The sequence below is a fragment of the Thiocapsa roseopersicina genome (assembly GCF_900106925.1).
In the GTDB taxonomy this organism is placed as follows: Bacteria; Pseudomonadota; Gammaproteobacteria; order Chromatiales; family Chromatiaceae; genus Thiocapsa; species Thiocapsa roseopersicina.
The window spans coordinates 103,722-120,978 of the sequence record NZ_FNNZ01000003.1; the positions used below are offsets into that span (position 1 = coordinate 103,722).

13 protein-coding genes and 1 pseudogene are annotated in these 17,257 nt (G+C 62.7%); 7 read left to right on the plus strand and 7 right to left on the minus strand.

All coding sequences use genetic code 11. The annotated features are described in order from the left end of the window. Positions 1–52: 52 nt before the first annotated feature. On the plus strand, positions 53–1,240 hold the full coding sequence (gene bamC / locus BLV04_RS04620; protein WP_093028991.1) for an NlpB/DapX family lipoprotein: 1,188 nt from the start codon (positions 53–55) through the stop codon (positions 1,238–1,240). A gap of 203 nt (positions 1,241–1,443) precedes the next feature. Beyond that, complete coding sequence (locus BLV04_RS04625; RefSeq protein ID WP_093028612.1) at positions 1,444–2,205, plus strand: MBL fold metallo-hydrolase; 762 nt, start codon at positions 1,444–1,446, stop codon at positions 2,203–2,205. A gap of 80 nt (positions 2,206–2,285) precedes the next feature. Here the strand turns inward: BLV04_RS04625 and BLV04_RS04630 are convergent, their stop codons facing one another. The 4 genes and pseudogenes from BLV04_RS04630 to BLV04_RS04650 all read right to left on the minus strand — a co-directional run bounded on the left by BLV04_RS04630 (position 2,286) and on the right by BLV04_RS04650 (position 7,104). Next, the gene (locus BLV04_RS04630) at positions 2,286–5,012 is read right to left on the minus strand and encodes a cation-translocating P-type ATPase (protein ID WP_245731716.1); all 2,727 of its coding nucleotides are present in this window, start codon (positions 5,010–5,012) and stop codon (positions 2,286–2,288) included. A gap of 59 nt (positions 5,013–5,071) precedes the next feature. Then, positions 5,072–5,359, minus strand: a complete 288-nt coding sequence (locus BLV04_RS04635; RefSeq protein WP_093028616.1) for a hypothetical protein — start codon at positions 5,357–5,359, stop codon at positions 5,072–5,074. Positions 5,360–5,525: 166 nt separating this feature from the next. Further along, positions 5,526–6,047, minus strand: a pseudogene (locus tag BLV04_RS04640) (ankyrin repeat domain-containing protein); the annotation flags it as partial. Positions 6,048–6,657: 610 nt separating this feature from the next. Beyond that, positions 6,658–7,104 (minus strand): DUF4399 domain-containing protein, encoded by a 447-nt coding sequence (locus tag BLV04_RS04650; RefSeq protein ID WP_093028618.1) that lies wholly within the window; start codon positions 7,102–7,104, stop codon positions 6,658–6,660. A gap of 266 nt (positions 7,105–7,370) precedes the next feature. Between BLV04_RS04650 and BLV04_RS04655 the strand changes: the two genes are divergently transcribed. From BLV04_RS04655 to BLV04_RS04675, 5 genes are all read left to right on the plus strand, one after another. Next, complete coding sequence (locus BLV04_RS04655; RefSeq protein ID WP_093028620.1) at positions 7,371–8,354, plus strand: helix-turn-helix domain-containing protein; 984 nt, start codon at positions 7,371–7,373, stop codon at positions 8,352–8,354. Positions 8,355–8,969: 615 nt separating this feature from the next. Continuing rightward, positions 8,970–9,827, plus strand: coding sequence for a DmsE family decaheme c-type cytochrome (locus tag BLV04_RS04660; RefSeq protein ID WP_245731718.1), 858 nt, complete (start codon positions 8,970–8,972; stop codon positions 9,825–9,827). Positions 9,828–9,924: 97 nt separating this feature from the next. Then, positions 9,925–12,690 carry an MtrB/PioB family outer membrane beta-barrel protein gene (locus tag BLV04_RS04665; RefSeq protein ID WP_093028624.1) on the plus strand — a complete coding sequence of 922 codons (2,766 nt, stop codon included), beginning with the start codon at positions 9,925–9,927 and terminating at the stop codon, positions 12,688–12,690. Between the two features lie 139 nt (positions 12,691–12,829). After that, positions 12,830–13,438: a c-type cytochrome gene (locus BLV04_RS04670; RefSeq protein WP_175534499.1), complete on the plus strand. Its 609-nt coding sequence runs from the start codon at positions 12,830–12,832 to the stop codon at positions 13,436–13,438. Positions 13,439–13,452: 14 nt separating this feature from the next. Then, the gene (locus tag BLV04_RS04675) at positions 13,453–14,142 is read left to right on the plus strand and encodes a c-type cytochrome (protein ID WP_093028995.1); all 690 of its coding nucleotides are present in this window, start codon (positions 13,453–13,455) and stop codon (positions 14,140–14,142) included. A gap of 50 nt (positions 14,143–14,192) precedes the next feature. Here the strand turns inward: BLV04_RS04675 and BLV04_RS04680 are convergent, their stop codons facing one another. The 3 genes from BLV04_RS04680 to BLV04_RS04690 form a co-directional block, all read right to left on the minus strand. Beyond that, positions 14,193–14,882 (minus strand): potassium channel family protein, encoded by a 690-nt coding sequence (locus BLV04_RS04680; protein WP_175534500.1) that lies wholly within the window; start codon positions 14,880–14,882, stop codon positions 14,193–14,195. Positions 14,883–15,067: 185 nt separating this feature from the next. Beyond that, on the minus strand, positions 15,068–16,699 hold the full coding sequence (gene groL, locus BLV04_RS04685) for a chaperonin GroEL (protein WP_093028630.1): 1,632 nt from the start codon (positions 16,697–16,699) through the stop codon (positions 15,068–15,070). A 56-nt stretch (positions 16,700–16,755) separates the two neighbouring features. Then, on the minus strand, positions 16,756–17,043 hold the full coding sequence (locus tag BLV04_RS04690; protein WP_093028632.1) for a co-chaperone GroES: 288 nt from the start codon (positions 17,041–17,043) through the stop codon (positions 16,756–16,758). Between the last annotated feature and the right edge of the window lie 214 nt (positions 17,044–17,257).

The window sequence follows — 17,257 nt, forward strand, 5'->3', positions numbered from 1 at the left end:
CGATCCGCCCGAGCAGTGGCGTATGCGCAATCGACTAAAGAGGTCGCTTACCTTGAGACCACGTTTTTGGCTGACCGGTGGCGTGTGCGCCGGCTTGGCGCTGACTTTGCTTCTTACCGGTTGCGGCTCGAGTGTCATCAACGACGCCATCCCCGATCAGCGACTTGCCTACAAGAAGCAGCAGGAGGCCGGCGAGAATCTCGAGATTCCGCCGGATCTGACTGCCGGGCGGTTCGACGATGCCCTGGACATTCCGCCCGCCGGCGGGGCGACCTTCTCGGAGTACAGCGGGAGTCGTGAGCAACGCCAGCGCGTCGCGGCTTCGGGCGAGGTCCTCCCCGAGACACCCAATGTGGAGTTGAGGCGGCGCGACTCCGAGCGCTGGCTCGAGGTTCAGGCCTCGCCGCAGCAGGTGTGGCCCAAGGTCATCTCCTTTTGGCGAGAGCAGGGCATCCTGTTGGTGGAGCAGAATCCGTCGGTCGGCGTGATGCGTACCGATTGGCTGGACAACCGCGCCGAGATCCGGCGCGATTTCGTCACGCGAATGATCAGCAAGGTCGTCGAAGGCGTCTACGCGACCTCGACGCGCGATCAGTACAGCGTGCGCATCGAGCCCGGTACGGCATCGGGCACCACCGATATCCATCTCACGCATCGCGGGATGGAGGAGCGTCTGGTGACCAACGCCATCGGTGACGGAAGCCGAACCATTTGGGAGCCCAGCGGGACCGATCCCGGCAAGGAAGCCGAGATGCTGAGGCGCCTCATGGTGTTTCTGGGTGCGTCCGAGCAACGTGCCGCGGCCGTGGGTCCCGTCTCCGCGGGCAGCTCCGGCGGCGCCGGAAGCGGCCTTGCCATGCAACCGGTCGGTGCTCGCCTGGTCAGCGAAGGCGGCTCGCAGACCCTGGTGATCCAGGAGGACTTCCGGCGCGCCTGGAGAACGGCCGGATCGGCCCTGGATCGCGCCGGATTCGCCGTGGAGGATCGCGACCTCAGCAGCGGCATCTACTATGTCCGCTACGCAGGGCAGGACGGCGCGTCCGACGACAAGAGCCCCGGCCTCCTCTCGCGGATGGCGTTCTGGAAGAAGAACGAGGTCGATCCGGTCAAGCAGTATCAGGTGCGAGTGCAGGGAGGCGAGACCGAATCGCGCGTGACCGTGCTGGATGCAAGCGGGAAACCCGATACCTCCGAGTCGAGCCAACGAATCCTGACGCTGATGAAGGAGCAAATGCGTTAAACCGCACCCAGTGCGGTATGCGATGTTTTTCGGATCGGATCAGCCTAGGCGCAACCAACTGCCGCCGGAAACGGCGCGGTTTAAGATTTTAATAAACATCAAAATTTAAACCGCGTCTCGCCGAGGTCAAGGAAATCTCCGACGCTGAACACAAAATGAAAATGCTGCATTTCACTCTGGACGCGGTTTAGACGCGGGCCGACGTGCGTTTCTGCTCTCTCGGCAGCGGCAGCCGCGGCAATGCCACGTTGGTGGAAAGCGCAGGGTGCCGCGTTCTGGTCGACAACGGATTCAGCCTACGCGAGCTGCATCAACGTCTTCGGTCGGTCGATGTCGAGCCGAACAGCATTGATGTCCTGCTTCTGACCCACGAGCACGGCGACCATGTGAAGGGTGTTTGGTCCTTCGCGCGGCGGCATCGCGTGGAGGTCTGGACAACGCCCGGGACTTGGCGGGCGGTGGGCGCTCCGGAGATCCCGAGGTTGCGGCTGCTCTCCGGTCAGGGGCAGTCGATGTTGATCGACGGCCTGCGTATCCGCTCCTATCCCGTTCCGCACGATGCGCGCGAGCCCTGTCAGTTCCTGTTCGAGGCCGACGGGCGTCGCCTCGGGGTGCTGACGGATGCAGGCTGCGTGACACCCCACATGACGGAGGTCCTTCAGGATTGCGACGCGCTGATCCTGGAGCTCAACCATGATCCGGAGCTGCTGCGTCGCGGACCTTATCCGCCGAGCCTGCAACGGCGTGTCGCCGGCGACTTCGGCCATCTCAGCAACCTGCAGGCCGCTCGTCTCCTCGATGCCTTGCCGCACCGCGCCATCGCGCAGCTCTGCGTCGCGCACGTCAGCGAGACCAACAACCATCCCGATCTGGTCCACGCAAGCATCCGCGGGGTCTGCGAGTCGCTCGCCGACCGGACATTGATCCTGGAGCAGGATCAGCCGAGCGCTTGGTGCGCGTCTTGACGATCCAGCCGGCTCAGTGCCGGGCCGGCGTGATCAAAGCGAGCCCCGCGTCCCCGCGGCCCACGGCGGAATCCGCAAGCTCAGCTCGGCGCACCTGTTGAATCGCTCCTCCGTCTCGTCCGCCATGCGATCGCCTGTGCCGCCTTCCTGGCCTCGTCGAGCAGGAGCACGCTGGAGGCCACGAGCGCGGCCTTGAGCCAGTCCTCGGCATTCAGGTGAGTAGTCCCGAAGACGGTCTGAGCCTCGGGCCAATGCACGACCAGGACTTGGAGTGCGAGGACGGCTCCGAGCGCCAGCCAGAGTTTGCCGTTGGCGAGGAAGTGGGTGTTGAAGGCGCTGCCGTGCTCGCTGCGGGCATTGAAGACATTGAAAAACTGAAAGAGCACGAAGGTAGTGAAGGCCAGCGTGAGGGCATAGGCCTCGCCGTGGCTGGCCAAGGCATCCTGAAACAGCCAGAGGGTGCCGACCATCATGGTGATGCCGTAGAGGCCGAGGAGGGCCGAGCGCTTCAGCGTGAGGATCTGAGAGTCCTGTCGGCGGGGCAGAGCCCGCATGATGTCGGGGCGCGCCGGCTCGACGCCGAGTGTCATCGCGGGCGGGCCGTCCATGATGATATTGATCCAGAGAAGCTGGATCGCGGTGAAGGGTGTCGGCATCCCCATCAGGGTCGCCGCCAGCACCGTCAGGATGGCGCCGATGTTGGTCGAGAGCTGAAATCGCACGAACTTCACGATGTTGTCGAAGATGACGCGTCCTTCCTCGACCGCCCGGACGATGGTCGCGAAGTTGTCGTCCATCAGCACCATGGTCGCGGCCTCGCGCGTGACGGCGGTGCCTGTCAGACCCATGGCGACGCCGATATCCGCGGCCTTGACCGCGGGCGCGTCGTTTACCCCGTCGCCGGTCATGGCGACGACATGGCCGCGCGCCTTGAGCGCCTTCACGATGCGGACCTTGTGGGCCGGCGAGACCCGCGCGATGACGCCGATGTCCTGGATCCGCCGCCCGAGTGTCGCCTCGTCCATTGCGTCGAGCTCGGCGCCGGTGACGACCTCGCCCGTCAGCCCGAGCTCGCGCCCGATGGCCTCGGCGGTGAGCTTGTGGTCGCCCGTGATCATCTTCACCTGAATGCCGGCCTGCCCACAGCGGGCAATGGCCTCGGCGGCCTCCGGGCGCGGCGGGTCCATCAGACCGGCGAGCCCCAGAAAGGTCCAGCCCTCGGCCCATCGCCACAGATCGTCCGCGGGGTCGAAATCACGGGCCGGGATGGTCCGTCGTGCCACGGCGAGCACCCGCAGCGCTTGGCTCGCGAGGTGCTCGTTCTCGGCCTCGATGCGCTCGCGGGTCGGGGCGTCGAGTGGTTGCTCGCCGCTCGCGGTCAGCCAGTGCGAGGCGCGGGCGAGCAGGACGTCCGGCGCACCCTTGACGAACAACTCGACCTGATCGCCGGCATGGTGAAAGGTCGCCATGAACTTGTGGGCCGAGTCGAACGGGATCTCGGCGATTCTCGGGCGGCGAGCCTGCTCGGATTCGGGGTCGAGACCGGCCTTGCGTGCGAGAACCCAGAGGGCGCCCTCGGTGGGATCCCCGATTAGCTCGCCGTCGCGCACGCGCGACTCGTTGCAGAGCGCCATGGGGCGGCCTAAGTCGATCGGATCGATCTCATCGTTCGGCGCGCTCGGCCCGCTCGGATCACTCCGAAGGATCGCGCCTTCGGTCCCGTAGCCGTCGCCGTCGACGCTGAATCGCGCGCCCGCAAGCCAGACGGCTCGCGCGGTCATCCGGTTGAGTGTGAGCGTGCCCGTCTTGTCGGAACAAATGACGGTGGTTGAGCCCAGGGTCTCGACCGCCGAGAGCTTCTTGAGGATCGCCCGGTTCTGGGCCATCCGCCACATGCCGATCGCCAGGGTCACAGTCACGACGGCCGGCAGGCCCTCGGGGATCGCAGCCACCGCGAGCGCGACGGCGGTGATCGCGGCCTGCGTCCAGGGCAGTCCGCGCGACAGGTCGAGGAGGAAGATCAGGGTGACGATCACCCCGGCGAGCGCCGCCAGGCGCTTGCCGAGCGTATCGAGCTGGCGCTGAAGCGGGGTTCCGGACTCCGGGGTCTCGGCGATCAGCCCGGCCAGCCGGCCGATCTCGGTGGTCATGCCCGTGCCGACGACCAGCATCTCGGCCCGACCGCGCGTCACCACGGTGTTCATGTAGAGCATGTTCAGGCGTTCGGCCAGCGGCGGATCGGCTGCGTCCAGGGCCTGAGTGCTCTTGCCGACCGGCTGGGATTCGCCGGTCAGGGCGGCCTCGTCGACTTCCAGGTTGGGCGCCGTGAGAAGGCGTCCGTCCGCGGGCACGCGATCGCCTGCCTCAAGCATGACAAGATCGCCGGGCACCAGCTCGGCCGCGTCGACCTCGCTGATCCGGCCGTCCCGGCGCACGCGAGCCCGGACGGCGACCATCGCCTTCAGGGTGGAGAGGGTGCGTTCCGCACGGTACTCTTGATAGAAGCCGAGCGCGGCATTGAGGATCACGACGATCAGGATGACCGCGGCGTCTTTCAGATCCCCGATCGTCCAGGCCAGTGAGGCCGCGAAGAGGAGGACGATCACCAGCAGGTTTCTGAACTGATCCAGGAATCTGAGCCAGAGTGGGCGCGACTTGGTCTCGGCGAGTGCGTTCTCGCCGTGACGGCGACGTCGCACGGCCGCCTCGTCCGTGGAGAGACCCCGAGCGGGATCCACGTCCAGCACCTCGATCGCCTCGGCGACACTCGAGTGGTGCCACTGTCGCGGCTCCATGTCTACAGTCATCGGCCGTCCCCGGTCTCGGTCACCGGTCTCGCTCACCGGTGCTCAGCCTTCCAGCCCGATCAGTCGTCGGTCAGCCAACCCTGAAGGGCCTCGACGAGTGCCTGGGCCTGGGCGCGGCTGGAGATGTTGAACTTCGACTGCTGTCGGTACTCGCCGCCGCGCTTCTGATAGCGGCGAATCGTATATTTGTCCGCACCGTACGCCTCCTTGGCGCGGTCCCAATCCTGATAGCGAAAGAGGATCGTGGTCCAACTTCCCTTGGAGAGGACGACCTTGTCGATCTCCTTGGTCGTGTCGATACCGTCTTCCGTGTAGTTTACCGTCAGATCTTCGATCCGTTCGGCCATGCGGGCGCTCCTGTGCGTGTCTGTCAGGGGGTGGGTCGGCCCTCGCACCGTTGCGTTCGAGGGTCGAAACGATAAACCGGGCGTCGCGCCCGGGCGCCGATTCTCGCGCAATCCGCAGCGGCAAGCGACCGTCACCGGCGGCTTGATTCACATCGGCACCCGCGAGGATGAGTCGCCGTACCGTCTCGAGGTGCCCGTTTCGGATGGCGACATGCAGCGGCGCATCCCCGTTCGGATCGGGTCTGTCGAGCTGTGCACCTGCATTGAGGAGGAAATTCAAGGAATCGCGGTCGAGCACGCCCGTCTCGACCAACCCGACCAGCGTCGCCTGTGCATCGAGCGGCGCGCCTTGGTCGATGAGCATGCTCGCGACCTGCGTGCGCCCGTGCTCGAGCGCAACGTTGAGCGGCGTCTTTCCGGCGGCGTTCGGCGCCCCGATGTCCGCGCCGTTGCGGGCGAGCTCCCGCGTGATCGCGACGCGACCGGCGCGCGCGGCGACGTGCATCGGCGGGTCGCCGTGCGCATCGGGCAGATCGAGGTCGCTTTTCCAGTAGATGTGACGCGAGACCTGGTCGATGTCTCCGATCTCGACCGCCCGGTGCAGATTCACCGTCGGCGCGGCAGGTTCCGTGCAGCCAGTAAGCGACAGCGCTGCTGTCAGAATCAGAGTCGGAACGTAGTCCTTCATGATGCCTGCGCTCCGGACTTGCGGCAGCGGGGCCGTCTGTTGCGGTCGGCGGCCGAGACCCCGCAGCGCGCGTATGGGCTGCCCCAACCGGCCTGTCGTGCTAACGTAAACGCCATGATCTGGAAACTCCTCCTTACCGCTGCCGTCGTTTTCGGGGCCTATCTGGTGATCCGCGCACGCATCATGCGCTCTCGCGAGGCCGCCGGCCTCGTGGCGCCGCGTCCGCCGCTGATCCCCCCGGCGCTGATCCGCCCGCTTGCCTATGTTCTGCTCGGGATCATGTTGATCGGGAGTCTGTCGCTTCTTGTTCGGGATTGGGACCGCGATCGGGAGATCATCCCTGTTCAGGTCGTCAATGCCAACACGGGAGAGGTCACGCACTACGAGGTCCGACGCGGCAGCGTCGACGGCCGGCGATTCGTGACCTCGGACGGCCGAGAGATCCGTATCGCCGACGTCGAACGCTTGGTGATGGGCACCGACCGCTAGGCCAACAGCATCCGGTCGGCTTCTCGCGACGGTCTCGGGCGGGTCGACGCGCCGATCGCAGTTGGTGCGAACCCCGCCGGGCGCCCGGTCCTTGGCGCACGGAGAGCCTGCGGCGGTCGGTCTACTCGACCGTTACGGTGATCCGCTCCGAGATGATCGGCGGATCATGCGGGATGTGGTTCTTGTCGCCCAGGATGATCTGCAGGGTGTGCTCGCCCGGCGGCAGTGTGACCTGCGTCTCCGTCTGGCCGCCCCCGAAGTGCAGGATGTCGGCGCTGATCGGTTGATCGAGCGGCGGCAGGCTGTCCATGTCGACCAGCAGATGATGATGTCCCGTCTTGGGGAGATCGGCTCCCGCCGGCGCAACTCCCATCCCCGTGAGTCCGAATCGCACCACGAAGGTTTGCGGCACGGTCGACCCGTCCTCGGGCGTAATGATGTAGGCACGAGCGTCCTCGGGTGCCGGGGTGCGCTCGACCGCACCGACAGCGCCCGGTGCGCCGAGGGTCAGGCCGGCGGCGATCAACAGGGCCGTGACGGGCAGCCTGGAGATTTTCTTCGTCTTCATCGGTGATCTCCTCACATGGTTTCGGACAGATTCGGGGGCATCCTACGCCCGTGAAAGAGTCAGGAACCCGGGCGGTGATTTCAACCTCACCCGCGACCAGACCGGGGGCGACGCTTCGGTCAAGCTCTATAGCGTGTCGTGCTGCCTTTCGCGAACATAAGCGTCAACTAAAATTGACAATCATCAATGACAACTAAAGTTGACAGTGCTCCTACCTCTGTAGGACTATTCCTCTATAGACAGCATTGATCGCGAGTCGGGGTACGATGAGATTGGAGCCATCCTTCAGGTCCGCTTGCTCGGGTACCTTCGATCATGGGTCGGCATCTGCTAGGGGTCCGCGCTTAGTCAAGTCGCTCGAGAAGGCTTGCGAGATCGACTCCGCCCCGCCTGAGGACGTCGACGGCCATGCGCGCCGTGCCTTCAGCGCCCGAACTATCGGAAGGATCGAGATCGTCGAGGCAGCCGGTCGGCCGCTGTCCTTGATCACCGACGGGCGTGAGCATCCCGGTCAAATCACTGCATTCCTCCAGCTTCGAGGACGCGCGTCGATCGAGCAAGGCGATCGTGCGGCTGACCTCTCCGCCGGCGATTTATGTCTGGTGCGCGGCAGTCGACCCCTGATGCTTGAGCAGGCGTCCTATTTCGAGTCGATCTTGGTCAATGTCCCGGAGAAGGAGATCGCCGGCCGGTTTCCACTTTGGCGAGCCGCGCTGCTCACCCCGATCGACAGCCGAATCGGCGTGCCGGCGGTGTTCCGGGACACGGTGCTCTCGCTCAAGCGCTGGGGCGGCTCTTTGGCGGATTCCGGCAGTGAGGGGCTCGCCGACGCTATCGTGGACCTAATGGGCGCCGTGATCTGCTGCGCCGTTCCCGTCAACTCGGACTGTATTCAGAGGTCCTTTCACCACCAAGACAGGATCAAGACATTCGCACGGCTCAATCTCGGCAATCCCGAGCTCAGCGTCGAGCTCATCGCCGAGGCTGTGGGTTTGTCCCCGCGGCAGATTCACCGTCTGTTCGCCAACGAGGAGATGTCCTTGATGCGCTGGGTCTGGGTTCAGCGTCTCGAGCAGTGCTATCGCGAATTGACACAGGATGGCTCCGCTCAGCGTACGATCAGCGAGATCGCCTATGCCTGGGGCTTTAATGATCAAGCCCATTTCAGCAGAACCTTCCGAAAGCATTTCGGTGTATCCCCCCGCAGCCTGAGACGTCGAAGCGAGCACCCTTCGGAATCCTCTTCCTAAAGCGATCGGCGCCGCCAAGGCGCCACCTCTCCTTCGCGCAGTCCATTTCATCCATATCCGCTTTCTCGGCACCCGTGTCGACCGATCTCATTTCGCCGCCCGACTGAATATTAGCTATTTCTGAACGACAGTTTCAGTCATAAATCCTGTCATCCAGCGACAATACATGGATCGCTTGGCTTGCTAAATTGACCCCAAGAATCGTTCGGCTCGAATCGAGCCCAAGCGATCCGGAAGGCAATTCCAAGGCCGCCTTGGAGCGGCTCGATCCATCCGATATGAGAACAGGCGGGAAGGGGGATGGACGGTCGGCCCATAGCGCCATGCTGCGGGTCCACGCGTCGGTCGCTCCGTTGCTCCATACTCTTTAATCTGCAACCCGCGCGAATGAACATGCGTGGTCTTGCCCTTCGGCAAGACTCGAGAAAGAGCCCCGGGAGCGCCATGAGAATTTATTCGAGAGCTTTATCACGAGACGCCCGTCTCATTGTCCTATCGCTGTGCTTATTTGCTATTGCAACGTTGGTCGGGTGTCTACCGACGGGGCAGCAGCGCTCAGCCGGTATCGAGGACCAGGCGGCGGGAAGCAAGAGCCTTGCGGATAATGCGGCGCCCGTGGATGCGGTCTATGTGGGCGAGAAGGTGTGCCTGGAATGTCATGAGCACGTCGATACGCAATACAGCCATACCCTGCATGCCAAGACCTTTCGGGACAATCCGCGCAACAGCCAGCAGGCGCAGGTCTGCGAGGCATGCCACGGGCCGGGCTCGAAGCATGCCGAGGAGACCTGGGACAAGCGTCTGATCATCGGCTTCACCCGAAATTGGGAGACGCCTGTCGCCGTTCAGAACGCGCAGTGCCTGTCGTGTCATCAGGGTGGACAGAGACTGCACTGGGTCGGCTCGACACATGATAAGAACAAGGTGGCATGCAGCGACTGCCACAATCCAATGGTCAAGAATTCGATCAACGGAGCGCTCGCAAAAGAGACGATCTCGGAAACCTGCTATAGCTGTCATCCGAAGCAGCGCGCAGACTTCTTGAAGCGCTCGCATATGCCCTTGTCCGAGGGCAAGATGACCTGTGTCGATTGCCATAATCCGCATGGCTCGCGCACTCGTCCGATGCTGAATAAAGATAGCCTCAACGAGGTCTGTTACACCTGCCATGCCGAGAAGCGCGGTCCCTTTCTATGGGAGCACGCACCTGTCCGCGAGAACTGCGCCAATTGCCATCTCCCGCATGGCTCCAATCACGACAAGCTCTTGGTGACGGCACGTCCCTTCCTGTGTCAGCAGTGCCATAACCAGATGTTTCATCCGGGCACCTTCTATAACGCGAGTCAGACTGCAGAGAGCGCCCTGCAGCCCGGCGGCGCGGCAAGTCAACGCATGATCGGGCGCGCCTGCCAGAACTGCCATACGCAAATCCACGGCAGTAATCACCCGTCCGGTGCGCGCTGGCAACGCTGACCGCAGCGCTGCGGCCGTCAAATGCCCTTGACGACGCGGCGGAGCGATCCGCCGACCGAATCCAATCGAGCAGAAACCGTACCCGAGGTGCGCCGATATGATGGAACCCTTTCGACTCAAAACCGTGGCGTGCTGCGTCGGAGCGGCGCTGGGGAGCTTCACTTCCGCGGGGACGTACGCCGATTCGGCGACACCCAGAGGGACGCCGACCGTACTCGGAAACGCCTTGAATCCGGGCGCCTTGAATACGGTTCCCGCGCGTGATCCGGATGGGCTCGATGCGCAAGCCTTTCCGCGCTCGCCGACGGGCTTTCTGTATGGCTGGCCAAAGCTGCCGCTGGAAACCAAGGAAACCCAATCCGGCTGGCTCTATTCGGGCCAAGCAGAGCTCGGCGGACTCGGCGTCTTCGGCGACACCGACAATGCCTGGTTCCAGCAGTACAAGGACCTCAAGTCGGGTCCATACCTCAACAACTTCAGTTTCCAGGCGAGCCAGCCGGGTACGGCGCTCTTCTTCGAGACCTATGGCGGCGGAATCGGTTACAGCGACCAATTCATCGGAGCCAAGGCCGGCCGATTCAATGACTGGAAGCTCGATCTCTTCTATACGGAGATACCGCACGAATTCACGAGCAACTACCGTCTCATTTGGAGCGGCGAGGGCAGCAAAGACCTGAACCTGGACGGACTGAAGCCGGGAGAGGCCGTAAACGCGGCAACGACGCAAGCGACGATCCAGGACGCACTGACCCGGGTGGAAGAAACCGATCTCGGCCTCGTGCGTAAACAAGGCGGCTTCAACGTCGAAAAATATCTGACGAACGAGTGGCGCGTCTTCGGCGGTTACAACCTCGAGAAACGCGAAGGCGAGCGTCCGTTCGGGGCGGTCTTCGGCGGGGGAGGCGGCGGTGGAAACGTCGAGATTCCGGAGTCCATCGACTACGAGACCCAGAACTTTCTCGCGGGCCTCAGGTTCGACGACGGTCTCAATAATCTCAACCTCCAAGCCGAGGCGTCTCTGTTTCGCAACCGCGTCGGGACCATGACGTTCGAAAACCCGCTGTTCATCACCACCAATACCATCACAGGCGTCTCTCCGAGCACCTTCACCAGCGGCCGCTACGATCTCTACCCGAACAACGACTATTACAACATCCTGGGTGAATACGGTCGTAACTTTCCGGATTTCTACAAGGCCAGGCTCACTGCCGTCGCCTCTCTGGCCTGGATGAAGCAGGATGATGACCTGATTGCGCCGACCACCTTCTCGCTGGCCGGAGGCAATATCAACGGCGTCAGTACAGAGAATATGTGGAATACCACGCGGGCCAACTCGAAGCAGTCTGCCGACGCGGAGATCAATACGCAGCTCTTCAGTTTGGGTCTGGTCATGAGCCCGACCGATAAGCTCGATGTCGAGGGCAAGATCCGCTATTACGAGACCGAGAACAAGACCGAGTTCTTCGCCTGTAATCCGTTGACTGGTCAGTGGGGGCGCCTCCTGAACGACGGCAGCGGCGGGTCCTTTGTCGTGCCGAATCCGACTGCGGGCAGTAATCCGGCCGGCACTCTGCCAACCGCTTACAATCAGGCTGGATGTAATCTCGCTGCTGTCCGGGAGCTCGGTCTCGTCCCGAGTGCGGGGAACGTCAAGATTCGGAATACGCCCTACGATTACAAGCAAATGAACTATGTGCTTTCGGGCGACTACGACCTCGGCAGGGCCTCGAGCCTGAATCTGACGCTCGAGCGGGAGGAGTTCGACCGGGCCTATCGGGAGCGTGATTCCACTTGGGAGAACAGCCTCGAGCTCGGGTATACCAATCGCGGGTTCAGCTTCGGCACGATTCGCGTTTCGGCAGAATATGCGGAGCGTCGCGGGGATACCTACAACATCGAGGCCGATCCGAATTCCAGCAGTGCGATCTTCGGACCTGCGCCCGAGGCGAACGGCACCAATGTGGCGAGCTGGATCCACGCACCCTCCGGTTTGCGAAAATTCGACCTTGCCGATCGGGATCAGACGACCCTGAACGGGCGCGTGAACGTGATCGCGACCGAATCGGTGGATGTCGGTCTCGTTCTGCAGTACCAGAACAACGATTATCCGGCGTCGGATATCGGCCGTACCGATCGATATCGTATCGGATCCGCGAGTCTCGACGTGAACTACCAGCCGAGCGCGGCTTTCGGATTGTACGGGTTCTATACATACCAGCAAGGCAATATGAAGCAGAGCGGGATCCAATCGCTCGGCTGTGTCATCGGGAACTACTATTACTTCTATTCCGATGGCTCGATTGCAACCAATACGACCGGTATCGCGCCGGCGCCGCTCAACAGCGGGGCGAGACTGCGTGATCAGACACGCGTCAGCGGCACGAACTGGCACAGTCTCTGCGGTGATGAATCGGCGATCAATCCGCTTTACAACACCGCTCGTGCCTGGAGCGTGGAGAGCGACGACTACAACCACACCTTCGGCGTCGGCGGACGCTACGACTTCGGCTGGGCCAGGGTCGAGCTCGACTATACCTATACGACAGGCGTCACCCAGATCGGATACAACTACAACCCGAATGCCCTAGGAATCACCAATCCGGACACCTTGGCACTCATCGGCTCGGGCATGCCGGATCTGAATACGACACAACAGTTTGCGGATCTGAACCTGATTGTACCCGTCAATAAGTCTGTTGCCGTACGAGCGCTCTATCGCTACGAGACGGGTTCGATCGACGACTGGCATTACGACGGCGTCTCCGAGAATCCGATGCCGACGGCGAATACACTCTATCTGGACTCGGGTCCGGAGGACTACAGCGCCAGCGTCGTGGGTCTTTTTGTACAGGTGACGTTCTGACCTTAGGCGACGGGGGAACGAGATGGGCGCATCCGCACCGACGACGATCGGGATACCGGGGGATCAAGTGTTGAGAGAGTACTTCGACAACCATAGACGGCTGACTTCGATTCCGACCAAGCCAATAGGACGGGTGAAGATGACGACCATGTTGACGGTGATTCCGTTGATTGCGGGTCCGATTGCGCAGGTCGAGGGACAGGATGCCAAGGCAATCGTCGCGGCCGAGTGCGTGGCCTGTCACGGCATGGACGGCAACGGACCGGTACCGACCTTCCCCAAGCTTGCCGGGATCCAGCAGGAGTACCTCGCCAAGCAGCTCGTCGAGCTCGCCAACGGGACGCGCAAGAGCGATGTGATGAAGCCGATTGCGGAGAAATACTCGCAGGCCGAGTTATTCGCTCTGGCAACCTACTTCAGCGGTCAGCTACGCAAGCCCGGTGTGGTCACGAACCCCGCGCTGGTCGAGGAAGGGCGGATTCTGTATCACCAAGGCAATAAGGAGACCGGTGTTCCGGCTTGCGCCGGGTGCCATAAACCCGACGGCACGGGTACGCCGCGCTCCCCGATGCTCGCGGGACAGGATCCGGCCTATACGTTGCAGCAGATGCGAAACTTCGACCACGACATCCGCACCAACGATCGCGGCCGACTGATGCGCACGGTCGCGGGGCGGATGAACGAGGAAGAGATGCGCGCCGTGTCCGAGTATATCGCCGGCATGGCCGTGACACCGGGGCAGCCATGAGCGGGGAGAGCACCATGTCCAGGTTTATTGCAACGATCGTCTTCATCGCCGCCTCCTCGGTGCAGGCGGGCGACGAACCCAAACAGCCCGTCGCGCCGGGCTTCGAATCGCCGGGCTACGTGTGGAACGAGATGCGCGGCGAGAAGCTTCTCGCGCTGCAGGCCAAGGGCGATCCGCTGCGCGGCGGGATCGCCTTCGAGGTCTGTCAGGGTTGTCACGGTATGGATGCCCTCGGAGAACTCGACGGCACCTACCCGCGTCTGGCCGGTCAACATGCCTCGGTCTTGATCAAGCAATTGGCCGATGTCCGTGCGGGTATCCGCGACAACCGCAAGATGTATCCCTTCGCCGAAGAGCATGTCGTCACGACGCAGGAGCTTGCGGACATTGCCGCCTATTTGAGCGCATTACCAGTGCCCGCGGAGCACGGGGTCGGCCCGGGGACGGACCTGGAACGCGGCCGATCGCTCTACGAGCGCGACTGTGTCGAGTGTCACGGTTCGGCCGGCGAAGGGGATGCGACCAATTTTTACCCGCGCGTCGCAGGACAGCATTACCTCTACCTCTTGCGCCAGATGCACGACATTCGCGGCGGCAAACGCCGTAATGCCAATCCGGAGATGTGGGAGGTGAGCAAGGACTATCGGGACGAGGATATCCAGGTCGTCATCGATTACATGTCCCGATTGCCGTCTGATGGGTAGGCGATCTCGCACTTGCCGACCTCATCGGATCGCGGCTCAACGCTCGCGGATTAGGGGTCGCGACGATAAAGGGTGACCAGTCGCGCGATCAAGATCGCCGGATAGAGTTGCCCGATCAGGGCCTCCATGGCGACGAGCGACCGCGCAAATGGATGCAGCGGGGTGATATCGCCGTAGCCGACCGTCGTCAGCGTCACGAAGCTGAAATAGACCAATTCGGGGAGTGGTGGGTCGTTGATCTGGACGCCGGGGGCAAACCGAAAGGCATCCGGCGTCAGGAGCGAGAGAAAGAGGTAGGCATTTGCGAAGATCATTCCGATGATCAAGTACCCCGCGATGGCGCCGAGGATGCGGTAACTGTTGATCGGCCCCGCTCGGAAGACACGCTGAACGGTGAAATACGCCTGGGTGATGAAAAAGAGGATCGCACCCGCGGTGTCGATCAGATGGATCGTGAGCCCGCCCAAGACAAAATGCGCCCAATGCGAGGCGAAGGCCATCAACGCGATGATCGCGATACCGAACCGGGTGGCGTGATATCGGGCCGTGGCGAAGACACCCGTCAGCAGGATCAGCGAGAAGGTGATGCTGATCAGTCCTCCGTCGGCAAGCGGCGAGCCGTACAGCGGGGTAAAGACAAGGATGTAGAGCAGGAGCAGCAAGAGGAGGGCGGCGAGGCTGTGATCCGGATCCCTCCAGAACCGCCATCGAGTCGACGAGGTGATGTGCTGCGGGGTCATGAGTCGCCGTCCGGTGCGCGGTGTCGAGGAAGCTTTCCTCATGATTGGCGAGGTTCGATTCGGGAGGTCGCGGCTGCGACCTTTGGCGGGCTTTTCGGGGTGCGGATAGCGAACGCGCCCCGCTGTTCTGCGGGGCGCGTTTGATAGGGCTTTCTTGGATAAACGAAGACGAAGCCCGGGCTTGCTTAGTAGTCCATATCGTCCATGCCGCCACCCGGTGCAGCGGTGCCCTTATCCTTCTTGGGCTCGTCAGCCACCATCGCCTCCGTGGTGATCATCAGGCCGGCGATGGATGCGGCGTTTTGTAGCGCCGTGCGCGTCACCTTGGTCGGATCGATGATGCCCATGTCCATCATGTCGCCGTACTCGCCGGTGGCAGCGTTGTAGCCGAAACTACCGGTGCCCTCGGCAACCTTGCTCATGACGACGGAGGCCTCGTCGCCGGCGTTGGTGACGATCTGGCGCAGCGGCTCTTCCAGGGCGCGGCGCGCGATGGCGATGCCGAGGTCCTGGTCGCTGTTGGCGCCCTTCAGACCGACGACCGCGCCGATGGCACGGATCAGGGCCACACCGCCACCGGGGACGATGCCTTCCTCGACCGCCGCACGGGTGGCGTGCAGGGCGTCTTCCACACGCGCCTTCTTCTCCTTCATCTCCATCTCGGTCGCCGCGCCGACCTTGACGACCGCCACACCGCCGGCCAGCTTGGCCAGACGCTCCTGGAGCTTCTCGCGGTCGTAATCGGAGGTCGTGTCCTCGACCTGGCTACGGATCTGATCGCAACGGCCCTTGATCTCGTCGTGCGAGCCGGCGCCGTCGATAACGGTGGTGTCTTCCTTGCCGATCTGAACGGTCTTGGCCGAGCCCAAGTCGTTCAGGGTCGCCTTCTCCAGCGACAGACCGACCTCTTCGGAGATCACGGTACCGCCGGTGAGGATGGCAAGATCCTGCAGCATCGCCTTGCGACGATCGCCGAAGCCCGGCGCCTTGACCGCACAGACCTTAAGGATACCGCGCAGGTTGTTCACGACCAGGGTCGCGAGCGCCTCGCCCTCGACATCCTCGGCGACGATCAGCAGCGGCTTGCCGGCCTTGGCGACAGCCTCCAGTACGGGGAGCAGATCGCGGATATTGGAGATCTTCTTGTCGTAGAGCAGGATGTAGGGCGCATCCAGCTCGGCCTTCTGGCTCTGCTGATTGTTGATGAAGTAGGGCGAGAGATAGCCGCGATCGAACTGCATGCCTTCGACCAGCTCGAGCTCGTTCTGCAGCGACTTGCCTTCCTCGACCGTGATGACGCCTTCCTTGCCGACCTTCTCCATGGCCTCGGCGATGATCTCGCCGATCGAGGCATCGGAGTTGGCGGAAATCGTGCCGACCTGTGCGATCTCTTTGTTGGTCGAGCAGGGACGCGAGAGTGCCTTGAGCTCGGTGACCGATGCCTCGACGGCCTTGTCGATGCCGCGCTTGATGTCCATCGGGTTCATGCCGGCGGCGACGGCCTTGAGGCCCTCGCGGACCATGGCCTGAGCCAGCACGGTGGCAGTGGTGGTGCCGTCGCCGGCGATGTCGGAGGTCTTGGACGCGACCTCTTTAACCATCTGTGCGCCCATGTTTTCGAGCTTGTCTTTGAGCTCGATCGCCTTGGCCACGGAGACGCCGTCCTTGGTGACGGTCGGGGCGCCCCACGACTTCTCGATCACGACGTTGCGGCCCTTGGGACCAAGGGTGACCTTGACCGCATTGGCGAGGATGTCGACGCCGCGGAGCATTCGGGCACGGGCTTGCTCGCTGAAGGAAATCTGTTTTGCACTCATGGATTGCTTGCCTCGGTAAAGCGAAATGGGGGTATGCGGAAGAAGGCGGATGCCTGTTATTCGATGACGCCCATGATGTCGTCTTCGCGCATCACCAGTAGCTTCTCTTCGGAGAGCTTGACCTCGGTGCCTGAATACTTGCCGAACAACACGCGGTCGCCGACCTTCACATCCAGGCGGCGGATCTCGCCGTTGTCCAGCAGCTTGCCGTTGCCGACGGCGATGACCTCGCCTTCGATCGGCTTCTCGGTGGCCGTATCCGGGATCAGGATGCCGCCCGCGGAGGTGCGCTCCTCCTCTTTGCGACGGACGACGACACGGTCGTGCAAGGGACGTAGGTTCATAAACGAGGTGACTCCTTAAGAGCGAAAAACCGAAAGTTCGCGATCTCGACGGGCTGTTAGCACTCTGTCTGATCGAGTGCTAACAATCTAGAGAAAATTCCCAAGATGTCAAGCGCTGCTGAACCGCGTCCGGAGTCCTCCGATCCGGCGTCGGTGATTTCGACCTCGTGTTTCTCAAGGGCTGTCTGGGGACGCGGTTCAGGAGATTTCGGTT